Source organism: Variovorax sp. KK3 (genome assembly GCF_001984055.1).
In the GTDB taxonomy this organism is placed as follows: domain Bacteria; phylum Pseudomonadota; class Gammaproteobacteria; order Burkholderiales; family Burkholderiaceae_C; genus Variovorax.
In genome coordinates, this window is the sequence record NZ_LYVO01000058.1 from 18,552 (window position 1) to 39,874 (window position 21,323).

The following is a 21,323-nucleotide window of genomic DNA, read 5'->3' on the forward strand; positions in this document are numbered from 1 at the left end:
CCGCGCCTCGTCCGCCATCGCCTCGAACCACGACAAGACAAAGGTGAACCCCTTGGAAGCCACGGTGAATCAGACCCAGGTGCCGCCCCACCTGCACATCGACCCCTACGCGGTGGAGACGTTGCTCGACCCGTACCCGTTCCACCAGGCGCTGCGCGACACGTCGGCGGTCGTCTGGCTGCCGCAGTACGAGGTCTACGCCGTCGGCCGCCATGCGGACGTCGCCGTGGTGATGAAGGACTACGAGCGCTTCTCGTCGATCGCCGGCATCGGCCTGATCGACAAGCGCGACCCCGAGTCGGAAAAGCTGCGCAAGACCAGCCCGATGACCGAGGCCGACCCGCCCGTCCACACCAAGACGCGCGTGGGCATGCAGAAGCTGCTGTCGCCCGTGGTGGTGCGCGGCTGGCGGGCGCGCTACGAGCAGGTCGCCGCCGGCATCGTCGACCGCGTGCAGGGCATCGGCGGTGCCTTCGACGCGGTGCCGGAGCTGGCCGAGGACATGGTCTACACCGTCATTCCCGAATCGCTGGGCCTCGACGTGCCGCGCGAGCACCTGCCCGGCATCGGCGAGATGAACTTCTTCTCGCTCGGCCCCATGAACGAGCTGCGGCGCAAGAGCCTGGCGCGCGTGCAGGACGCGGTCGACTATTACGACCGCGCGGCCGAGCGCGAGAACGTCAAGCCCGGCACCTTCGGCGACGTGATCTACCAGGCCGAGGACGCGGGCGTGTTCGAGCCGGGCATCGGCATCGGGCTGGTGCGCACCTTCCTGCGGGGCGGCACCGACACCTCGATCGCGGCCATCGCCTCGCTGCTGATGCTGCTGGCGCAGAACCCCGACCAGTGGCGCAAGCTCAAGGCCGATCCGTCGCGCCTGAAGATCGCCTTCGAGGAAACGTTGCGCCTCGAGTCGCCGTCGCAGAACCTGTACCGCCTGGTCACGCAAGACATGGTGTTCCAGGGTTTCGAGCTCGAGGGCGGTCGCAAGATCGCCTTCTACCCGGGCGCGGCCAATCGCGATCCGCGCTTCTGGTCGAATGCCGACCGCTTCGACCTCGACCGCGACATCGTCGGCCAGCATCTCGCCTTCGGCGCCGGCGCGCATGTCTGCATCGGCCAGATGATCGCGCGCCTCGTGGTCGAAACGCTGATGCAGGCCCTGATGGCACGCATCGACGACATCCGGCTGGCCGGCGAACCGCAGTGGCGCCCCGTGAGTGCGCTGCGCAGCCTGCGCTCGCTGCCGATCGAAGTCACCTGGCGCTGAAGCCGGCCGCCCGGCCCGGTCGAGCAGCGATGCCGCGGCCGAGCCATCCCCCACAAGGAACGTCCACATGCCCAACGTGAAGTTCATCCTGCCCGACGGTCGCGAGCAGGCCCTGGAAGTCGAGAACGGCACCAGCCTGATGCGCGCCGCTACCTGGGCCGGCATCCACTCGATCGTCGGCGACTGCGGCGGCAACCTGGCCTGCGCCACCTGCCACGTCTACGTCGAATCGACCCACGCCGAGCTGCTTGGCCCCGCCGACACGCGCGAAACCGAAATGCTCGAGTACACCGCGGCACCCCGCTTGCCCAACAGCCGCCTGTCCTGCCAGATCCTCATGCAGGAAGGCCTCGAAGGACTCACCGTGCGGGTCGCCGATCCGCAACTCTAAGTTTTAATCCCAAGACAAGTACTATTGACAGGTAAACCGGCCAACGGGTAGATTGGCCGGGCGGATCACATCACCAACGGGCCAACCGTTTCGCCAGATTCCCACCCCAGCCGGACAAGCGGTCGAAGGAGACAAGGTGCACAAGCTGAAGACAATCATCCGGGCGGCCTCGGTCGGCCTCTTCCTTGCCGCCTCGGCGGCGGCGGCGCATGCGCAGGCGGCGGTCGTCCTCACGTATTCGTCGTGGCTGCCGCCCACGCACTGGCTCAACGTCAACGGCATGCTGCCCTGGATCGCCGAGGTCGAGAAGGCCACCCAGGGCCGCGTGAAAGTCGAGATGCTGCCGAAGACCGTGGGCACGCCGCCCACGCAGTTCGACGTGGTGCGCGACGGCCTGGCGGACCTGAGCCTGATCGTCACCGGCTACACCCCCGGCCGCTTCGAGCTGGCCGAGATGGGCGAGCTGCCCTTCCTCGGCGAAGACCCGACCGTGATGTCGCCGGCCTTCGACCGCGTCTACCGCAAGCACTTCGCCGCCGCCAACGAGTTCCGCGGCGTCGACGTGATGAGCATCTTCACGATCGCGCCCGGCCACATCTTCACGGCCAAGAAGCAGATCAAGACGCTCGACGATCTCAAGGGCATGAAGCTGCGCAGCGCCTCGGCCACCGGCACGCGGGCGCTCAACCTGGTGGGCGCGGTGCCGATCCTCAAGTCGTCGACCGAGGCCTTCGAGATGCTGTCGAGCGGCGCCATCGACGGCAGCCTGATGCTGCAGGAGACGGTGAAGTCGACCAACTCGGTAGGGCTGCTGAAATACGGCCTGCTCATTCCGGGCGGGCTCTTCAATTCCTCGCTGGCCGTCGTCGTCAACAGCGGCAAGTGGAAGACCGTCTCGCCTGCGGACCAGCGCGCGATCATGGCCGTGTCGGGCGAGGCGCTGGCGGCCAAGATCGGCCGCGCCTATGCGGCGGCCGACCAGTCCAGCATCGACGCGATGAAGGAAGCCAAGTACGTGACCGAGCGCGCCGACCCCACCCTGACGGCGGGCCTCAAGAAGACGCTGAGCCCGATCGAGGACGAGTGGATCGCCAAGGCCAAGAAGAAGGGCGTGGCCGACCCGGCCGCCGCGCTGGCCGACTTCCGCACCGCCGTGCAGGCCCGCTGAAGGAGCGACACCATGTATCGCCGAATCGAACGCGCGGCCGTGAACCTGGCCGCGGTGCTGCTCTTCGCCCTCATGCTGCTGACCTTCGTCGACGTCGCCGGGCGCAACCTCTTCAACAAGCCGCTCACCGGTGCGTCGGAGCTGACCGAGATCCTGCTGGCGCTGGTCATCTTCCTGATGCTGCCGCAGGTCGCGCGCCGCAACGAGCACATCGTCATCGACCTGATCGACCAGATCTGCAGCGACACGGTGCGCAGGGCGCTCGACGCCTTCGCCTGCGTGCTCGGGGCCATCATGTTCGCGCTGATCGCCTGGCAGAGCTGGATCCTCGCGAACCGGGCGATGGGCTACGGCGACAGCACGGCCGCGCTGCAGATCCCGGTCGGGCCGATCCTGTACGGGCTGGCAGTCATGGCGGGCATCGTGGCCGTCGCGTCGCTGCTCGCCATCGCGCCGCAGGCCCGCGAGGCACAGCAGGGCGCCGAGGGCGAGGCCGCGCAAGAGCCCGTCGTCGTCTGAACCCACGCGCACGTCAACTCCAATTCACAACATCCAACAGGAGCCACCATGTACGCAGCGGGCGCAGGTTTTCTCTTTTCGTTCGTGCTGATCTTCATGCGCGTGCCCATCGCGGTGGCGCTGGGCCTCACCGGCGTCATCGGCTTCGGCCTGACGGCGGGCTGGAACCAGTCCTTCGTGATGCTCGCGCTGACCACGCGCGAGGCGGCCATGACCTATTCGATGGTCGTGATTCCGCTCTTCATCCTGATGGGCAACCTGATCGCCGGCACAGGCGTGTCGAAGGAGCTCTACAAGGCCGCGCAGGCGTTCATGGGCAAGCAGCGCGGCGGCCTGGCGAGCGCCACCGTGCTGTCGTGCGGCGGCTTCGCGATGGTGTGCGGCTCCAGCGTGGCCACCGTGGTGACGATGGGCAAGGTGGCGCTGCCCTCGATGCGATCGTTCAACTACGACGACCGGCTCAGCGCCGCGACCATCGCCGCCGGCGCCACGCTTGGCATCATCATCCCGCCCAGCGTGCTGCTGGTGATCTACGGCGTGATGACCGAAACCCACATCGGCAAGCTCTACGCGGCTGCCCTGATCCCGGGCTTCCTGGGCATCATCGGCTACATCGCCGCGGTGAGATGGACTGTCTGGCGCGACCCGAAGAGCGCGCCCGGTTCCATCGCGTCGACACGCGCCGAGAAACTCAACTCCCTGCTTTCGATCTGGCCGATCCTTGCCTTGTTCACCTTGGTGCTGGGCGGCATCTACAGCGGGCTCTTCACGGCGGCCGAGGCGGCCGGCATCGGCGCCATGGGTGCCCTGGCGCTGGGCCTGGCTCGCCGCAAGCTCACGATGAAGATGCTGCAGGAGGTGCTGATCGACACCGCCCGCTCCACCGCGGTCATCTTCGGCCTGCTGATCGGCGCACTGGTGTTCACCGAGTTCCTCAACCGCACGGGTGCGCACAACGCGGTGCTCTCGCTGGTCAAGGACCACGGGTTCTCGCCCTTCCAGGTGGTGGTCGTCATCTGCCTGATCTACATCGTGCTCGGCGCCCTCATGGAAGAGCTCTCGATGATGCTGCTGACGGTGCCGCTGTTCTTCCCGGTGGTCACCGGCCTGGGTTACGACGGCGTGTGGTTCGGCGTGCTCGTGATCGTGCTGTGCGAACTCGGGATGATCGCGCCGCCGGTAGGGATGAACCTGTTCGTCGTTCGATCGTTCGCGCCCGACATCAAGATAGGCACCATCGTGAAGGGCATCGCACCCTTCGCGGTGGCCGACATCGTGCGCGTCTTCATCATCGCGGCCTTCCCGATCCTGTCGATGTACCTCCCCAACCTCTTCTACAAAGTCTGAACGCATGTCTGCTCAAGCTGCTGTCCGCGAGGCTGCCTCGACCCTTCGATTCGACGGCCGCGTCGCCATCGTCACCGGCGCCGGCACCGGCATCGGCCGCATCTACGCGCTGCAGCTCGCCGAGCGCGGCGCGAAGGTGGTGGTCAACGACTTGGGCGGCAGCGTGGCCGGGCAGGGCAGTTCGAGCCAGGCCGCCGACGCGGTGGTCGACGAGATCCGCGCGGCCGGCGGCGAAGCCGTGGCCAACCACGACAGCGTGGCGACGCCCGAGGGCGCCGGGCGCATCGTGGCGGCGGCGGTCGAGCATTTCGGGCGGCTCGACGTGCTGATCAACAACGCCGGCAACCTCAAGATGGCGAAGCTGGGCGAAGCGCCCGTGGGCGACGTCGATGCGCAGGTCGGCGTGCACCTGATGGGCTCGCTGTACTGCTGCCGCGCAGCCCTGCCGGCGATGCAGCGCCATGGCTATGGCCGCATCGTGCTGACGAGTTCCGGCTCGGGCCTGGTGGGCTTCGCCGAGCAGGCGGCCTACGGCGCCGCGAAGACCGGCATGGTCGGCTTGATGAACTGCATCTCGCGCGAATACGGCGAGCTGGGCATCTTCACCAACACCATCGTGCCGACCGCGACCACGCGCATGAGCCAGGGCCTGCTGTGGCCGCAAATGGAGAAGTTCCTGCGCCCCGAGCTGGTCGCGCCGGCCGTGCTCTATCTCGCCAGCGAGCGCTGCAGCTCCAACAGCGGCATGTTCGCCGTCGCGGGCGGCCATGTCGCGAAGCTCGAAGTGCACAAGGCGCCGGGCGTCCAGTTCGACCCGACCCAGGCCGTCACGCCCGAGATGGTGGCCGAGCGCTTCGACACGGTGTGCGACATGGCGGGTGCGGCCGAGTTTCGCGGCACGCAGGCCGCCATGGAGAAGATGCTCACGCAGATGGGGGTGATGTAGCGATTCGCCGAGGGGCCCACCGCGCGGTGAGCCAGGTGCCGGCCACCACGCCGGCCAGCCCCACCAGATGCATCGCCTGGATCTGCGCGCCGAAGAGCGCACCGAAGCCGATGCCGAAGATCGGCACCCAGTAGAGCGCCGAGGTCGCGCGGCCGACACCCAGTCGCTCGATCGAGCGCATGTAGACCAGCAGGCCGACGCCGTTCGCACAAGCGCCCGAGAACAGCAGCATCGCCCAGCTCGACCCCGTCCATTGCGCGACGGCGCCGAACGACGGAGCCGCGAACACCAGCGTGTGCATCAGCAGGTACACCGCGCCGATGCCGTGCACGGCGGCACTGAGCACCAGCGTGTCGAGCCCGGGCGCCACGCGCGACGCCCAGGCGCTGCCGCCCGCGAAGGCGAACACCGACAGGAACATCAGCAGGTCGCCATAGGCCAGGCCGGAAAGCATGGCACCCGGCTTGGCAAGGATGGCGACGGCCACGCCTGCGAAGCCCAGCAGCACGCCGAGCAGGCCGAGCGGCCGCGTGCGCTCCATCGATCCCGCGGTGGCCACCAGCATGCCGACGATGGGCGTCAGCGCGGCGATCAGCGCCGTGTGGGTCGTCGAGGTCCGGGCCATGCCCGAAATGGCGAGCAGCTGGTGCGCGTACACGAGCACCGCGGCGCAGGCCGCGAGCCGAAGCCACTGCGCGCGGCCGAGGCGTGCGAGCGTCGGCAGGCGCGCCCAGCAGAAGGGCAGCATCACGGCCGTGGCCAGCAGCATGCGCAGCGTCGCGAGCGGCAGCACGTCGATCTGGCCCAGGAGCAGCTTGACGACCGTGATGTTGATGCCCCACATCGCCATCGTCACCAGCAGCAGCGCGCGCAGGCGCAGCGGGCCGTCCGCGGCCGCGCCCGACGCGGCCGCCACCTCGCCGTTCATCGGGTTATGCCGCGATCGTCCCCTGGAACCCCGGGTCGACCTCCGGCAGCCAGGCCTTCGGAATCTGCACCGGATGCGTCAGCGCGATCTGGCTGAAGGTCTTGCCCAGCGGATCGTTGCGCAGCGATGCCGCGCCGCCGCCGCCGAGCGCTTCGTCGAGCACGTAGTTGTAGGCATGGATGCCCGGCACCTCGTAGCGGTGCACGCGGCCCTTGGCCAGGTGCTCGAACCAGCTTCGCATGGCCGACTCGGTCAGCTGTGCGCCGATGGCTGCGGCGAAGCGCGGCGCGCGGGCAATGATCGCGAGATGCGCGCGGTCGCCCTTGTCGCCGCTGCGCGCGACCGCGATCGCCGACAGCGGCACGGTCACGGTCTCGCCCGCAGGCACGGCAGCGTGCGAAAACCGCGTGCCGTCGGCCGGCACGAACGCGTCGGCCGACGATGCCGGCGCGACCTCGCTGCGCTCTTTGTCGATCACGAAGCTCACCGGCACGCGCGACTTCGGCCACAGGAACGAGAACAGCCGGAAGATCGGCGTCGGCTTCTGGCGGCCGCTGAAGCCGGTCGTGCCGGGCGCGCCGGCGATGCCCATCGGCGCGATTTCGCTCGCCACGATTTCGAGCGCCTTGGCGTTGTCGTGATGGACGGCCAGGCGCACCACCACTTCGCGCGCATCGGCTTTGGCATGGGCGCCGAACGAAGGCTGCTCGCTGCCGAGCACCTCGATGTTGACGCGCTTGAAGTCGCCGTGTCCGGCCTCGGCCATGACCCGCCGCGCGCGCGTGACGATGGCGTCCATGGCGCGCCGGCCCATCGCCACCGCATCGTGGCCGACGAAGGTCAGCGTGGTCGACAGGCGATAGCCGTCGAGCCAGGTGCCGCTGACCTTGTAGGTCGGTGTCGGCGCCCGTCCGCGCGCACCCTGCACGCGCACGCGGTTGTCGCCGGCCTGTTCGAGCGTCACCGACGTGAAGTCGCAGGTCACGTCGGGCAGCAGGTAGTTGGCCGGGTCGGTCACCTCGTAGAGCATCTGCTCGGAGACGACCAGCGGCGTGATGAGCCCGCCCGTGCCCGCCGGCTTGCACAGCACGAAGCTGCCGTCGGCTTGGCACTCGGCGATCGGGTAGCCCATGTCTTCCCAGCCCGGCACCTTCCACCAATCGGTGAACAGGCCGCCCGTGGTCTGCGTCGTGCATTCGAGGATGTGGCCGACCAGGCTGCCCGCGGCGAGGCGGTCGTAGTCCTCGGGCTTCCAGTCGAAGCGATGGATCAGCGCCGCCAGCGCGAGCGCGCTGTCGGCGCAGCGGCCGGTGATCACCACCTCCGCGCCCTGGCGCAGCGCCTGCACGATCGGGAACGCGCCGAGGTAGGCGTTCATGCTCGTCAGGCCCTCGGGCAGCGGCGCGTTCGAGAAGGCTTCGCGCACGCCCGCGGCGCTGACCTCCGCGCGATGCGGCAGCAGGTCGTCGCCTTCGATCACGGCCACGCGCAACGGCACGCCGGCCGCGTCCGCGGCCACGCGCAAGGCCTGTGCGCAGGCTTGCGGATTCATGCCGCCGGCGTTGCTCAGCAGCAGGGTCTTGCGCTGCTTGAGCGTCTGCAAGTGCGGGCCCACGGCCTTGACGAAGTCGGTCGCATAGCCCATCTCGGCATTGCGGCTCTTCGCGCTGGCCATGATGGAGAGCGTGAGCTCGGCAAGGTAGTCGAACACCAGCACGTCGACGTCGCCGCGCCGGATCAGTTGTTCGACGCCCTTGTTGCTGTCGCCCCAGAAGGCGCTGGCGCCGCCGATTCGCAGCGTGTTCTCGTTGGCCATCACGGTCCTTTCAATGCATGGTCTTTCGAGATCGAAGTTTCCTTGTTAGCATAACGTCCTGTCAATAGTACTTCTCGAACTTCCATCGACCATGAGACACGTCGCGGCATGGCCATCCTGCTGAACTCCGAGACCCGCGTGCTCGCGGTCAACGCCACGGGTGCCTACGGCGGCGGGCAGGTGCGCGCGATGCGCGGCTTCGGCACACAGGTGGTCGCGCACGTCGCACCGGGCCGCCGCGGCGAGATCGACGGGCTGCCGGTGTTCGACACCATCGCAGCGGCAGTGCAGGCCACACAGGCGACGGCCGCCGCGGTCTTCACCCCGGCGGCGGGCGTGCGCGATTCGATCGACGAGGCGGCGCGCGTGGGGCTGAAGCTGGTCTTCGCGGCAGCGGAGTTCGTGCCCGTGCACGACGTGCTTCGCGCTGCGCAGCGGGCACGCGAGGCCGGTTGCTGGCTCGTCGGCCCCAATTCGAGCGGCATGGCATCGCCCGGGCAGGCCGTGCTCGGCGCCATCCCGCCGGGCATGACGCTGCCGGGCCGCATCGGCGTCATCGGCCGCAGCGGCACGCTCACCATGAATGTCTGCCGCGCGCTGAGCCTCGCCGGGCTGGGCCAGAGTTCGGTCGTGCACATCGGCGGCGACGTGGTGTGCGGGCGCAATCCGCACGAATGGCTCGGCCTCTTCGCGGCCGATGCGCAGACCGACCTGGTGGTCTACCTGGGCGAACCGGGCGGCACCAAGGAGTACGCGATGCTCGACGCGGTGCGCGAGGCCGGCAAGCCGGTCGTGGCATTGGTGGTCGGGCGCCACGTGCCGCCGGCCCGCCGCATGGGCCATGCCGGTGCGATGGTGGGCAGCGCGCGCGAAACAGCCGGCGCCAAGATCGAAGCGCTCGCGGGTGCGGGCGCGCACGTGGCGAAGTCGCCCGCCGAGGTGGTCGAGATCGCGGCACGGCTGTTGCGCCGGCCTGTCCAGCGTGCGATGGAGTCGTTCGCATGAACCTCGTCGAGTTCGAAGCCAAGGCCTTGTTGCACCGCGCCGGCCTGCCGGTGCCTGCCGGTGCCGTGGCCGACGAATCCACGTGCATTGCAATCCAGGCGCCTTGCGTGCTCAAGGCCCAGATCGCGGAGGGCGGACGCGGCAAGCGCGGGTTGATCATCCCCGTGCCCACCGGCGACGACGGCGCATCGCAGCTGGCGCTGTTGCGCGACCGCATGCGGGCCCTGGGGCACGACGCGCCGCACGTGCTGGTGGAGCAAGCCATCGCGTCCACGCGCGAGTTCTACGTGTGCTGGCGCATCGACGACGTGGCGCAGGACCATGTCTTGCAGTTCTCGATGCACGGCGGCGTCGAGGTCGAATCGCAGGCCCACACGCTGCACGCCTTTCACGTCGCGCCTTGCCACGTGCCGGCCGCGCACGAGTTCCTGCACTTCTTCGCGCAGGCCGGCGTCGAGGGCCGCACCTTGGGCGCGCTGTGTCGCTTCGCCGCGGCGAGCTGGCGCGTGTTCGTGCACGAAGATGCCGAGCTGCTCGAGATCAATCCGCTGGCCGTGCTGGCCTCGGGCGAGGTGATCGCGCTCGACGCCAAGCTGGTGCTCGACGACAACGCATCGCCGCGCCACCGCGACTGGCCGTCGCTCCATTCGGCGCGCCTCGCGGATCGACAGGCCACGGCGCTCGAACGGCGCGCCGCCGCCAACGGCTTCGCGTTCGTGGAACTCGACGGCGAGATCGCGATGCTCGCCGGCGGCGCGGGCATCGGCATGGCCATCCTCGACATCCTGGCAGACGCCGGCATGCCGGCGGCGAACTTCGCCGATGCCTCCGGCGGCAGCGGCGCAAACGTGTTCGAGACGCTGGGCCGCATCACCTTCGAGCGCGCCGACCGGCCGGACGTGAGCGCGATCCTGATGTACTTCACGCTGGCCGCCACGTCGGTGGCGACGGTGGTGAAGGGCGTCATGGCGCTGCTCGATGCCGGCGCGCCGCCCAAGCCGCTGGTGATCGGCCTGCTGTGCTCGGGCGCCGGCGAACGCGAGATGACTTTCGCACAGGCCCGTGACGCCTTCGCGGCGCGCGGCCTGCGCTGCGAGCCCGGCCTCCCCGAGGCCTTGGCGGCGCTTGCACAGGTGCGCCTGGCGCGCCGGGGCACGACCGACCCTGCAACCCCACACGACGGAGCGAACCGATGAGCACAGAGAACTGGATCAAGGACAAGGAAGGCAGCCTCGCAGGCGGCGACCTGCTGGCGGCATGCGAAGGCGGCGTGCTTCGCCTCACGCTCAATCGGCCGCAGCGCCGCAACGCGCTCACCGACGCCGTGCTGCTCGGGCTGCGCGATGCCTTCGCGGTGGCCGGCAAGGACACGACGCTGCGTGCCATCGTCCTCACGGGCGCCGGCGATAAAGCCTTCTGCGCAGGCGCGGATCTGACGCCCGGCGACACGCCATTCCAGCCCGACTTCGCGCGCCTGACCCTGCCGATGGCCGACCTGATGCGCGCGGCGCACGACTGCCACGTGCCGATCATCGGCCGCATCAACGGCGTGTGCATGGCGGGCGGCATGGGCCTCTTCGGCCTGTGCGACATGGCCATCGCGGTGGAAGAGGCGCGCTTCGGCATGCCCGAGGTCAAGGTCGGCATCTTCCCGATGCAGATCCTCAACGTGCTGCGCGATCTGATCCCGCCGCGCTTTCTCAACGAGATGTGCATGACCGGACAGCCCATCGATGCCGCGACCGCGTTCTCGATCGGCTTGCTCAACAGGGTCGTGCCGGCCGCGCAGCTCGACGCCACGGTCGACAAGCTCGTGCAAGACCTGCTGGCCGTGTCGCCGATGGCCGTGCGGCGCGGCAAGTACGCGCTGCGCGCGGTCGAATCGATGGCGTTCGCGGAGCGCGTGGCCTTCACCGAGACGGCCATCAGCGCGATGATCCAGACGCAGGATGCCCGCGAGGGGCTGGCCGCCTTCAACGAGAAGCGGCCGCCGCAGTGGAAGAACCGCTGAGGCCTGCTTTTGCGCAGAGTCGTTCGGCGGCGCTCAGCCGGCCTTGATCATCTCGGTGGTGTCCCGCTCGATGCCGAAGCGGTCGCTGCGGAAGGTCAGCAGCGCGTAGTAGAGGATGTCGCCCTTGGCGTCGAGGAACACGCGCCGGATGCGCGCGACGGGCGCCGACAGCGGGCACTTGAGGAATTGCGACTCGTCGAGATCGGCCGCGCCCACGGTGACGCGTTCATGGCAGCGGTGCAGCGCGCCGCGCGACTTGTCGCGCACCAGGCGCGCGATCTTCACCTGCTCTTCGCCCACCTTGCCGAAGCGCTTGTAGATCGGCAGCGAAATGAAATGGGTCGACGCCGAGTAGGGCTCGCCGCTTTCGAAGTCGATCTTGCGCACGCGCATGTAGGCGCCGCGTGCCTTGCCCAGGTAGGGGTCGCCCAGGTAGGTCTCGGGCACCTCGTCGCGGCTGATGATGGTGATCTCGTACTGCGGCGTGACCGACGACACCATGTTGATCGACAGGAACAGCGGGTTCTTGTCTTCGGCCGGCGTGTAGGTCACGTGGGTGCGGCGGCCACGCTGGCTGGACACCAGCCCTTCCTTCATGAGGATCTGCATCGCCTGGCGAACGGTGACGCGCGCCACGTTGAAGTCGGCGGCCAGTTCCTCGAGCGTGGGAATCTCCTCGCCATTGGGCCAGGCCCCGCTTTTCACGCGCTCGCGCAGGATGCCCGCAAGCTGCGCATAGAGCGTCACCGGCCCGGGCTCGAGACGATAGGAGGGAGTCTGATGGGGGGATGCCGGCATGGGTCGGATTCTAGAGGGGACATGCATCCTTGCCAGCTTCGCAGCCCGCCTGCAATCCGGCCAAGGCCCATTGACGGTACCTTGGGATCGACTAGATTGCAGGCCATGAATCGACATCGCGACGCCTTCGCTCTTCGCCGCTCCGCACTCGCGTCTGCATTCGCGTCCACCGTCGCCATGCTCGCGCTGGCCGCCATGCCTGCATGGGCACAAGACCCCGGCGCCCGCGTCGCGCGCATCGTCGTCGGCAGCGCGGCCGGCGCCAGCTCCGACACCGTCGCGCGCTTGCTGGCCGAGAGCTTCACGCGCACCCTGGGCCGCCATTTCATCGTCGACAACAAGCCGGGCGCGTCGAGCAACATCGCGGCCGACCTGGTCGCCAAGTCGCCACCGGACGGCAACCAGCTGCTCCTGATCTACAACGCGCATCCGGCCGTCGGCGCACTGTTTCCTCACCTGCCTTTCGACCCGATCAAGGACTTCCGATCGGTCGGCATGGTCGGCACCACGCCCTACGTGCTGGTGGCCACGCCGACACTACCGGGGCGCGATCTCGGCGAAGCGCTGGCGCAGGCCAAGGCCGTCGGGAAGCCGTTGACCTTCGGCTCCACGGGCGCGGGGTCGCCGCAGCACCTGACCATGGAGCGCCTGCGCAAGGAATCGGGCGTGGACATCACCATGGTTCATTACAAGGGCGGCGCGCTGGCCGCCAACGACGTGATCGCCGGGCACGTGAACATGGCCCTGGCCACGCCGAGCCTGGCCCTGCCGCAGCTCAAGGCCGGCCGCGTCAAGGCGCTGGCCGTGACCAGCGACAAGCGCCTGCCCGAGCTGCCGCAAGTGCCCACCGTGACCGAGGCAGGCATTCGCGGCTTCGTGTCGGTCGGCTGGTTCGCGCTGCTGCTACCGGCGGCGACGCCCGATGCCGTCGTGCAGCGCTACAACGATGCGCTCAACACGGCCCTGAGCAATGCGCCGTTCAAAGACCGCTTCGAGGCGCAAGGCATCACGCCGACCCCTGGCGCACCCGGGGTGCTCGACCGGCAGATGCAGGCCGACGCGAAGATCTGGACCCGGCTGATCAAGGAGCTGAACATCACGCCCGAGTGATCTGCATTGCCCTCGCACAAGGGCACTCGAAGCGGCCGCCCGTCGAATAAAGCCGGTTGACTGGTCTTTAGGCTTACTCTATCCTCAGGACAGTCAAACCTGCAGGAGAACCCGCGATGCCCGGATTGGTCATGACGCCCTTGCGTCAACAGATTCATGACTCCGCCAAGAAGATCTGCGATCGATTCGACGATGCGTACTGGCTCGAACGCGACCTCAAGCACGAGTGGCCGGTGGCCTACCACAACGCCGCCAAGGAAGCCGGCTGGCTCGGCATCACGATCCCCGAGGAGTACGGCGGCGCCGGCCTCGGCGTGACCGAGGCCGCCTTGCTGATGCAGGTGATCGGCGGCTCGGGTGGTGCGATCGCCGCCTGCTCGACCATCCAGGCCGGCGTGTTCGGCCCGCATGCCGTCACCGTGCACGGCACCGCCGAGCAGAAGCAGCGCATCCTGCCGCGGCTCGCCACCGGCCAGGACCAGGCCTGCTTCGGCGTCACCGAGCCCGACGCGGGCCTCAACACCACCGCCATCACCACGCGCGCCGTGCGCAAGGGCGACCGCTACATCGTCAACGGCCAGAAGGTGTGGACCTCGACCGCGCAGGTCGTCAACAAGATCATGCTGCTGGCCCGCACCACACCGCTGGAGGAATGCGCGCGGCCCACCGACGGTATGACACTCTTCTGCACCGACTTCGATCGCAAGGCGATCCAGGTGCAGGAGATCGAGAAGCTCGGCCGCGCCGCGGTCGATTCGAACTCCATCTACATCGAAGGCCTCGAGGTGCCGGTCGAAGACCGCATCGGCGAGGAAGGCAAGGGCTTCAAGGTGCTGCTCGACAGCCTGAACCCCGAGCGCATCATCATCGCTGCCGAAGTGGTGGGGCTGGGCCGGCGGGCCTTGCGCAAGGCGGCCGAGTACGCGAAGGAACGCGTCGTGTTCGGCCGGCCCATCGGCAAGAACCAGTCGATCCAGCACCCGCTCGCGGAAAGCTGGATGGCGCTCGAGGCGGCCGACCTCATGACCTGGCACGCCGCCACGCTCTACGATTCGGGCCAGCCCTGCGGCGCCGAGGCGAACACCGCGAAGTACCTCGCCGCCGAAGCCTCCTTCGACGCCTGCGACCGGGCGGTGCGCACCCACGGCGGCTTCGGCTATGCCAAGGAATTCCACGTCGAGCGCTACCTGCGCGAGACCATCCTGCCGCGCATCGCGCCGGTCAGCCGCGAGATGATCCTGTGCTTCATCGCGGAGCGTGAGCTGGGCCTGCCCAAGTCCTACTGATGCGGGCCAATCGACAGATCGTGCTCGCGGCGCGGCCGCGAGGCCTGCCCCGGCACGAAGACTTCCGGCTCGCCGAAGCGCCGATGCCCGCACCGGCCGACGGCGAAGTGCTGATGCGCCACGACTGGCTCGGCCTGGCGCCGGCCGCGCGGCTGCGCATGGACGAAGCGGGGTCGTACAGCGCACCGATGGCATTGGGCGACGTGGTCTACGGCCAGGCCATCGGAACGGTACTGGAAAGCCGCCATCCCGATTTCAAGGTGGGCGACATGGCCATGGCCATGCGTGGCGGATGGCAATGCTTCTCGGCGCTGCGCGGCGGCGACCTCGTCAAGATCGATCCGCAGCTCGCGCCGCCGCCGGCGTGGCTGGGGCCGTTGGGCACGTCGGGCCTCGCGGCCTACATCGGCCTGCTCGAACACGGGCGGCCCAAGAGCGGCGAGACGGTCGTGGTCAGCGCCGCGGCCGGTGCCGTGGGCTCTGTGGTGGGACAAGTCGCGCGCATCCAGGGCTGCCGTGTCGTCGGCATCGCCGGAGGTGAGGACAAATGCCGAGCCGCTGTCGACGAGTTCGGCTTCGACGCCTGCGTGGACCACCGCGACCCCGGGCTACCGCAAGCCCTGGCACGCGCCTGCCCCGACGGCATCGACGTGAGCTTCGAGAACGCGGGCGGTGCGTCGCGCGACGCGGTGTGGCGGCTGATGGCGCGCGGCGGCCGCATCGTCGTGTGCGGCCTCATTTCCGAATACAACGCACCCGAAGCCACCGGCCCCGGCTGGTACCGCCTGCTCACGCAGCGCCTGCAGATCCGCGGCTACATCACGTCCGACCACCTCGACCTGCGGCCCGCCTTCGAACGCGACATGGCGCGCTGGTGGGCCGAGGGCCGCATCCGCATGCGCGAGGACGTGAGTCAGGGCCTCGCCAGCGCGCCCGCCGCTTTCATCGGCATGCTGCTAGGCCATAACCGGGGAAAGGTGCTGGTCTCGCTCGCCCCGGACCATGCGTCGGCGGCTTGACGCAGCTCACTCCGGCTTGATGCCCTGCTCGGTGATGACCTTCTTCCACATGGCCGCGTCTTCGCGCATCTGCCGTTCGAGCACCTCGGGCGTGCCCGGCGTGGCCACCAGGTTGGCGGCCTTGAACTTCTGCAGCACCGCGGGGTCGGCCAGCACCCGGTTGAGCGCGTCGTTGTACAGCTTGACCGTGGCCGCCGGGGTGCGTGCGGGCAGCAGCATCGCGTACCACCCGTCGGTGACGAATCCCCGGTAGCCCAGTTCGTCGATGGTCGGCGCATCCGGCATCTGCGGCAGCCGCTGCGGGCTGGTGACGGCCAGCACCTTCATGCGCCCGGCACGCACCAGCGGCTCGCAGAACGCGATGGTCGACAGCGTGAAGTCGACGTGCCCCGCTGCCACGTCGGTCTGCCCGACCGATGCGGTCTTGTAATGGGCCATGCGGATGTCGACGCCGGTCTGCTGCTTGAGCCGTTCCAGCATCAGGTGCTGCGGCGTGCCGATGCCGATGGACGCGAACGAGAGCGACCGGTTCTGCGACTTCGCCAGCGTCAGCACCTCTTTGAGATTGGCTCCCGGCAGCGAAGGCGTCGCCACCAGCGCATAGGGCGTGGTGGCGACCATGCCCACGGCCTGGAAGCTGGTCACCGGATCGAAGGGCAGTTGCGGATGCAGTGCGCCTGCGATCGGATGCACGTTGAAGGTGACCAGCGCCGTCTGGCCGTCGGGTGCCGACTTGGCCACGAAGTCCGCGGCGATGTTGTACGAGGCGCCGGGCTTGTTCTCCACGATGATGGTGCGGCCCAGCACGTGGCCCATCTGCTCGGCCAGCAAGCGCGTGAGCACGTCGGTGCCGCCGCCGGGCGCGCTGCCGGTGACGAACTTCGTGACCTGCTGGGCGCGGGCACCGGCCGCACCCAGGCCGGCGAGCAGGGCGACGGTGGCGATTCGGCGATTGCATGTCATGGCGTTTCCTTGAAGTGGCGTCAGCCCTTGGCAGGCCGACGCGAGATGCCGTCTTTCATCAGCTGCGCGATCTCGGCTTCGCTGTAGCCGATCTCGCCGAGGATCTCGGCGCTCTGCTCGCCCAGCAGGGGCGGCGCGCGGTAGTTGCCAGGCGGCGTGCCGTGCCATTCGCTGGGCACCGCCATCTCGCGGATCGTGCCGACGTGCGGATGGTCCGACTCCGAGAAGAAGCCGATGTCGCGCAGGTGCGGGTCGTCCAGCAGGCTCTGGAAGGTGTTCATCGGGAACACCGGAATGTCCGCCTCGGCCAGCGCTTCCTGCCACTGCGCCGTGGTGCGCAGCACGAGCTGGTCGCGCACGAAGGCGTTGAGTTCCTCGCTGTGCGCGGTGCGCGTGGTCATGGTGGTCAGGCGCGGATCGGTGCCCCACAGGTGGCCCATGCCCACCACTTCGAGAAAGGCCTTCCAGTGGTGGTCGTGGTAGATCGCGCAGCAGACCCAGGCGTCCTTGGTGCGATAGGGCTGCCGCGCCTTGGCCAGCAACCGCGGGTAGCCGAACTCGCCCTGGGCCGGCACGAACTTCTGGCCGTACAGATGGTCGCCGAGCACATAGGGCACCATGGTCTCGAACATGGGCACGTCGACTCGCTGGCCCTTGCCCGTGCGGTCGCGGCTGTAGAGCGCCGCCAGCACGATGCCGAAGGCGTACAGGCCGACCGATCGATCGGCGATGTTCACGGGCACGTAGTGCGGCGCGTCGTCGGTGTTGGCGGCCACGGCCCACGGCACCGCCGTCGCGGCCTGGATCAGATCGTCGAAGGCGGGCGAGCGCGCATAGCGCCCGCGCTGCGAAAAGCCCACCATGCTCACGTAGACGATGCGCTCGTTGACCTCGGCCACGTCCTCGTAGGTCAGGCGCAGCCGCTTCATGCCGTCGGGCCGCACGTTGGTCGTGAGCACGTCCGCGTCCTTCACCAGGCGCAGGAAGGCCTCGCGGCCGGCGGGCTTGGCGAGGTCGAGCACGATGCTGCGCTTGTTGCGGTTGGTCGCGAGGAACACGGGGCCCATGCCGACGTCGCCCTGCGGGCCGATCTTGCGGGTGGCGTCGCCGACGCCGGTCTCGACCTTGATCACGTCCGCACCTAGGTCCGCCAGCATCTGCGTGGCCGACGGCCCCATCAGCACGGCGGTGAGGTCGACGATCTTCAGGCCCGAAAGCGGCCCGGTGGATGGCTTGGCGTGCGGCATTTTGAAAGTCGTATTCTCAATGTAGTCTGCTTAATGTACCATTATCAGGACTTTCGGACGAGTAGTTCTCGCCCAACCCGAGCGGACCGCGCATCGCGGTGCTGCGCCTGCCACACGAAGGAGCCAAAGTGACCCAGAACGCCATGTGCAGCATGTTCAACATCGAGATTCCGGTCTTCGGCTTCTCCCACTGCCGCAACGTCGTGGCCGAGATCACGAGGGCAGGCGGCCTGGGCTGCCTGGGCACCGCCTACTACACCCCCGAGGAACTCGAGTGGGAGCTCAAGTGGATCGACGAGCAGGTGGGCGACAAGCCCTACGGCGTCAACCTGCTGCTTCCGCAGAAGTACGAAACCGTCGGCGAAACGACGCTCGACCCGGCGCGCCTGTCGCCGGAGCACGTGAAGTGGCAGCGCGAGCTGCTCGACGCCGCCGGCATTCCCCAGCTGCCGGCCGCGGAGCGCGACGAACTCATGAAGGCCGAGCTGGGCCGGCTTCACATGACGCCCGAGTTCGCCAACGAGCTGCTCGACGTCGCGTTGCGCCATCCCAATGTGAAGCTGGTGGTCAGCGCACTCGGCTCGCCGCCGCGGCCGATCCTGGAACGGCTGCATGCCCAGGGCATCAAGGTCGGCGCCATGACCGGCAAGGTCGAGCACGCGCTCAAGCACAAGGAGGCCGGCCTCGACCTGGTGATCGCGCAAGGCACCGAGGCGGCAGGCCACACCGGCGTGGTGAGCTCGATGGTGCTGTGGCCCGAAGTGGTGGATGCGGTCGCGCCCATGCCCGTGCTGGCGGCGGGCGGCATCGGCCGCGGGCGCCAGATGGTCGCGGCCTTCGCGCTGGGCGCGCAAGGCATCTGGTGCGGCTCTATCTGGCACGGCACGCGCGAGAGCGACCTGACCGACGAGATGAAGCAGCTGCTGTTCAAGGCCAAGTCGGGCGACGCCGTGCAGACGCGCTCCAAGACCGGCAAGCCCGGCCGCATGCTGCGCAGCAAGTACACCGAGGCCTGGGTGCAGCCCGATGCGCCCAAGCCGCTGCCCATGCCCTGGCAGAGCGTGCTGAACGTCGAGGCGCGCCTGCGCATCGACCGCGCGCGTGCGCTCGACTACATGACCTGCCCGGTGGGGCAGATCGTGGGCACGATCAACCAGGAAAGCTCGGTGCGCCAGGTGATCTACGACATCCTCGCCGAGTTCGCCGACACGATGGAAGGCATGGGCGAACGATCGGGCCTGGTCTGAGGCGTCCGTTGCTCCCGGCGCCTCAGTTCCCCTTGCCGCCATTCGGCGGATAGGCCGAAGGCGCCGCGTGCAGCAGGGGCCTCGGATCGCCGGCCTGGCGCGGCGTCCCCGGCGACACGGCCAATGCGTAGCTGACGTCGCGCTCGACCACGAAGCGGTCGCCCCGGTACACCAGCGCACCCAGGTACACCAGCAGCCGATCGGCGGCGAAGAAGGCGCGCGTGACGTGTGCGACCGGGCTGCCCACCGGAATCTGCAGCAGGGTCGCGTCCTCGTAGGTCGCCACCGAGATCGAGGTGCGCTCGATCGCCGAGCGCAGCGGCGGCCGTGCGTTGTCGCGCACCAGCCGGCTCAGCTTGATGCGGCGCTCGGCGTCCTTCGGAAAGCGCTGGTACAGCGACAGGGCCACGTAGTTGTCGGACACGGTGTAGGGCACGCCGTTCAGCCCGTCGACCTTGCGGATGCGAACGTACTTGCCGGCCGGCGTGCCGAGCCCGGCGAATTGCGGCGGCAGCTGGTCGAACGCCTGGTGCGACAGCACCTCGATCGAATAGCTGCTGCTGTCGGCGTCGACGTCGCCGTCGGCATCGGTCGAACGGGTGGAAGAGAACAGCGGTGCGTCGACGGTCGCGGGGTCGAAGGTCACGCAAGTCCTGCGGCCACGCTGGCTCGACAGCAGGCCTTCTTCCACGAGGATCTGCACCGCCTGGCGCACCGTGACGCGCGCCACGGCGAACTCCTCCACCAGCTGTTCGAGCGTGGGGATCTCGTCGCCCGGCTTCCAGACCCCGGTCACGATGCGGTCGCGCAGGATGCTCGCGAGCTGGGCATACAGCGTGATCGGGCCGGCTCGCAACGGCGCATGGTTCATCGTGCGCGGGATATCGGCGGCGGCGAGCGTCATCCAGGTCTCCTGAAAAAGAAAGACTAATGACATGCTTATAGCACTAGCCTAGACTTCGATCTCCTATCAGTACCCCCAACACAACAACAGCATGACGTTCCAGCATCACAGCGCCGAGCTGCGGCTCCACTGCGGAGACGATGCCCTGGCGGCGCTGCCCCGCGAACTCGATCGCCTGGGCTGCCGCCGGGCCGTCGTCTTCTGCGGCACCACCCTGAGCCGGCCGGGCGGCGCGCTGGACCTCGTCGCGAAGGTGCTGGGCGAGCGCATGGCGGGCGCCTACCGCGGCGTGCAGGGTCACAGCCCGGTCGGCAGCGTGGAGGAGGGCGCCGCCTGCCTGGCCGACACGCAAGCCGATGCGGTCGTGGCACTGGGCGGTGGCTCGGCCATCGTGACGGCGCGTGCAGCCGGCATCCTCGCGGCCGAAGGCGGCCGCGTGGAAGACCTGGCGAGCCGCATCGCGAGCGGAGGGCGCACGCACAGCCCGCGGCTGGAGAAGCCGAAGCTGCCTCAGTTCGTCCTGCCGACCACGCCCACCACGGCCTGCGTCAAGGCCGGCAGTGCGGTGCACGGCGGCGACGGCGAGCGCCTGGCGCTGTTCGACCCGAAGACCCGCGCCAAGGCCGTCGTCATCGACCACGCGCTGCTCGCAACGGCCTCCGAGCCGCTGGTTCGCGCTGCCGCGCTGAACGCACTGGCGATGGCGGTCGAAGGGCTGGAGTCGGAGAGCAGTGACCCCTTGTCCGACGCGCTGCTGATCCACGCGCTGCGCTTGCTGGCGCAGCACCTGCCGCCCGAAGGCGATGGCGCGCAGGACCCGCAGCGGCGCGCGCAGCTGGTGCTCGCGGCTGTCATGTGCGGGCGGGGCACTGACCAGGCCGGCGGCGGCCTCGCCTCCGTGCTGGGCCATGCGATCGGGCATCGCAGCCACGTGCCCAACGGCATCGTCAACGCGATCGTTCTGCCGCACACGCTGCGCTTCAACCTGCCGGCGACGCGCGAGCGCCTCTGGAAGCTGCGGGCCAGTCTGCCAGGCGCCGATGCGGCGGCCGACGCAGGCGATGCACAGCATTCGCACCCTGCGATCGACGCGCTCGACAACCTGCTCCGTGGTCTCGGACTGCCTGCAGGCCTGCGAGACACGGGCCTTCGACGCGAGGACTTCGACGTGGTCGTGAAAGACGCAGGCGCAGACCACTTCCTGCGGCGCAATCCAAGGCGCGTGGAAAGCGATGCACAGCTGCACGCACTGCTCGATGCAGCCTGGTGAGCCTGTGCCGCGCGACCAGCATGCATCGCTCAAACTCCTACAAGTACTATTGACAGTTCTTTAAGACCATAGTCGAAT

Annotated in this window: 20 protein-coding genes; 14 read left to right on the forward strand and 6 right to left on the reverse strand. The window is 68.7% G+C overall.

Annotated features, from left to right (window positions below; genetic code table 11):
* The first annotated feature begins 64 nt into the window (after positions 1-64).
* The 6 genes from B0W80_RS23750 (at position 65) to B0W80_RS23775 (ending at position 5,641) form a co-directional block, all read left to right on the forward strand.
* Positions 65-1,270: a cytochrome P450 gene (locus B0W80_RS23750; RefSeq protein ID WP_143684760.1), complete on the forward strand. Its 1,206-nt coding sequence runs from the start codon at positions 65-67 to the stop codon at positions 1,268-1,270.
* Positions 1,271-1,337: 67 nt separating this feature from the next.
* Positions 1,338-1,661: a 2Fe-2S iron-sulfur cluster-binding protein gene (locus tag B0W80_RS23755; protein ID WP_077001630.1), complete on the forward strand. Its 324-nt coding sequence runs from the start codon at positions 1,338-1,340 to the stop codon at positions 1,659-1,661.
* Positions 1,662-1,797: 136 nt separating this feature from the next.
* Entirely contained in the window at positions 1,798-2,829 is a 1,032-nt protein-coding gene (locus B0W80_RS23760; RefSeq protein WP_077001631.1) for a TRAP transporter substrate-binding protein, read from the forward strand.
* A 12-nt stretch (positions 2,830-2,841) separates the two neighbouring features.
* Positions 2,842-3,348 (forward strand): TRAP transporter small permease, encoded by a 507-nt coding sequence (locus tag B0W80_RS23765; protein ID WP_077001632.1) that lies wholly within the window; start codon positions 2,842-2,844, stop codon positions 3,346-3,348.
* A gap of 48 nt (positions 3,349-3,396) precedes the next feature.
* Positions 3,397-4,695: a TRAP transporter large permease gene (locus B0W80_RS23770; protein ID WP_077001633.1), complete on the forward strand. Its 1,299-nt coding sequence runs from the start codon at positions 3,397-3,399 to the stop codon at positions 4,693-4,695.
* Between the two features lie 4 nt (positions 4,696-4,699).
* Positions 4,700-5,641: an SDR family NAD(P)-dependent oxidoreductase gene (locus B0W80_RS23775; protein WP_077001634.1), complete on the forward strand. Its 942-nt coding sequence runs from the start codon at positions 4,700-4,702 to the stop codon at positions 5,639-5,641.
* Here the strand turns inward: B0W80_RS23775 and B0W80_RS23780 are convergent.
* Both B0W80_RS23780 and B0W80_RS23785 read right to left on the reverse strand, forming a co-directional pair.
* Positions 5,619-6,569 (reverse strand): DMT family transporter, encoded by a 951-nt coding sequence (locus B0W80_RS23780; protein WP_077001635.1) that lies wholly within the window; start codon positions 6,567-6,569, stop codon positions 5,619-5,621. The two genes, B0W80_RS23775 and B0W80_RS23780, sit on opposite strands and share 23 nt — an antisense overlap.
* Before the next feature lie 4 nt (positions 6,570-6,573).
* On the reverse strand, positions 6,574-8,385 hold the full coding sequence (locus B0W80_RS23785) for an acyclic terpene utilization AtuA family protein (RefSeq protein ID WP_077001636.1): 1,812 nt from the start codon (positions 8,383-8,385) through the stop codon (positions 6,574-6,576).
* Between the two features lie 108 nt (positions 8,386-8,493).
* On the opposite strand from B0W80_RS23785, the gene B0W80_RS23790 reads away from it, so the two are divergent.
* From B0W80_RS23790 to B0W80_RS23800, 3 genes are read left to right on the forward strand one after another with little or no spacing between them, the layout of a single operon-like run.
* Positions 8,494-9,390: a CoA-binding protein gene (locus B0W80_RS23790; RefSeq protein ID WP_077001637.1), complete on the forward strand. Its 897-nt coding sequence runs from the start codon at positions 8,494-8,496 to the stop codon at positions 9,388-9,390.
* Positions 9,387-10,586, forward strand: a complete 1,200-nt coding sequence (locus tag B0W80_RS23795) for an ATP-grasp domain-containing protein (protein WP_077001638.1) — start codon at positions 9,387-9,389, stop codon at positions 10,584-10,586. Before B0W80_RS23790 ends, B0W80_RS23795 begins: the two co-directional genes overlap by 4 nt.
* Positions 10,583-11,401: an enoyl-CoA hydratase-related protein gene (locus B0W80_RS23800; RefSeq protein WP_083745578.1), complete on the forward strand. Its 819-nt coding sequence runs from the start codon at positions 10,583-10,585 to the stop codon at positions 11,399-11,401. Before B0W80_RS23795 ends, B0W80_RS23800 begins: the two co-directional genes overlap by 4 nt.
* Before the next feature lie 33 nt (positions 11,402-11,434).
* On the opposite strand, the gene B0W80_RS35125 is transcribed toward B0W80_RS23800, so the two are convergent.
* On the reverse strand, positions 11,435-12,199 hold the full coding sequence (locus B0W80_RS35125; protein ID WP_179107008.1) for a GntR family transcriptional regulator: 765 nt from the start codon (positions 12,197-12,199) through the stop codon (positions 11,435-11,437).
* Between the two features lie 105 nt (positions 12,200-12,304).
* Between B0W80_RS35125 and B0W80_RS23810 the strand changes: the two genes are divergently transcribed.
* The 3 genes from B0W80_RS23810 (at position 12,305) to B0W80_RS23820 (ending at position 15,614) form a co-directional block, all read left to right on the forward strand.
* On the forward strand, positions 12,305-13,309 hold the full coding sequence (locus B0W80_RS23810) for a tripartite tricarboxylate transporter substrate-binding protein (protein WP_179107009.1): 1,005 nt from the start codon (positions 12,305-12,307) through the stop codon (positions 13,307-13,309).
* Between the two features lie 116 nt (positions 13,310-13,425).
* A complete protein-coding gene (locus B0W80_RS23815) occupies positions 13,426-14,595 on the forward strand; it encodes an acyl-CoA dehydrogenase family protein (RefSeq protein ID WP_083745580.1) in 1,170 nt (389 codons plus the stop codon).
* Positions 14,595-15,614, forward strand: coding sequence for an NADP-dependent oxidoreductase (locus B0W80_RS23820; protein WP_077001640.1), 1,020 nt, complete (start codon positions 14,595-14,597; stop codon positions 15,612-15,614). The genes B0W80_RS23815 and B0W80_RS23820 overlap by 1 nt, the downstream gene beginning before the upstream one ends.
* A 6-nt stretch (positions 15,615-15,620) precedes the next feature.
* Here the strand turns inward: B0W80_RS23820 and B0W80_RS23825 are convergent, their stop codons facing one another.
* Together B0W80_RS23825 and B0W80_RS23830 are read right to left on the reverse strand one after the other, a co-directional pair.
* Positions 15,621-16,577: a tripartite tricarboxylate transporter substrate-binding protein gene (locus B0W80_RS23825; protein ID WP_077001641.1), complete on the reverse strand. Its 957-nt coding sequence runs from the start codon at positions 16,575-16,577 to the stop codon at positions 15,621-15,623.
* A 20-nt stretch (positions 16,578-16,597) separates the two neighbouring features.
* Positions 16,598-17,824, reverse strand: a complete 1,227-nt coding sequence (locus tag B0W80_RS23830; protein WP_077001642.1) for a CaiB/BaiF CoA-transferase family protein — start codon at positions 17,822-17,824, stop codon at positions 16,598-16,600.
* A 128-nt stretch (positions 17,825-17,952) separates the two neighbouring features.
* On the opposite strand from B0W80_RS23830, the gene B0W80_RS23835 reads away from it, so the two are divergent.
* Complete coding sequence (locus tag B0W80_RS23835) at positions 17,953-19,071, forward strand: nitronate monooxygenase family protein (protein ID WP_256856671.1); 1,119 nt, start codon at positions 17,953-17,955, stop codon at positions 19,069-19,071.
* Between the two features lie 22 nt (positions 19,072-19,093).
* Here the strand turns inward: B0W80_RS23835 and B0W80_RS23840 are convergent, their stop codons facing one another.
* On the reverse strand, positions 19,094-19,975 hold the full coding sequence (locus B0W80_RS23840) for a GntR family transcriptional regulator (RefSeq protein ID WP_077001644.1): 882 nt from the start codon (positions 19,973-19,975) through the stop codon (positions 19,094-19,096).
* A 91-nt stretch (positions 19,976-20,066) separates the two neighbouring features.
* Between B0W80_RS23840 and B0W80_RS23845 the strand changes: the two genes are divergently transcribed.
* Entirely contained in the window at positions 20,067-21,245 is a 1,179-nt protein-coding gene (locus tag B0W80_RS23845) for an iron-containing alcohol dehydrogenase family protein (RefSeq protein WP_077001645.1), read from the forward strand.
* The last annotated feature ends 78 nt before the right edge of the window (positions 21,246-21,323 follow it).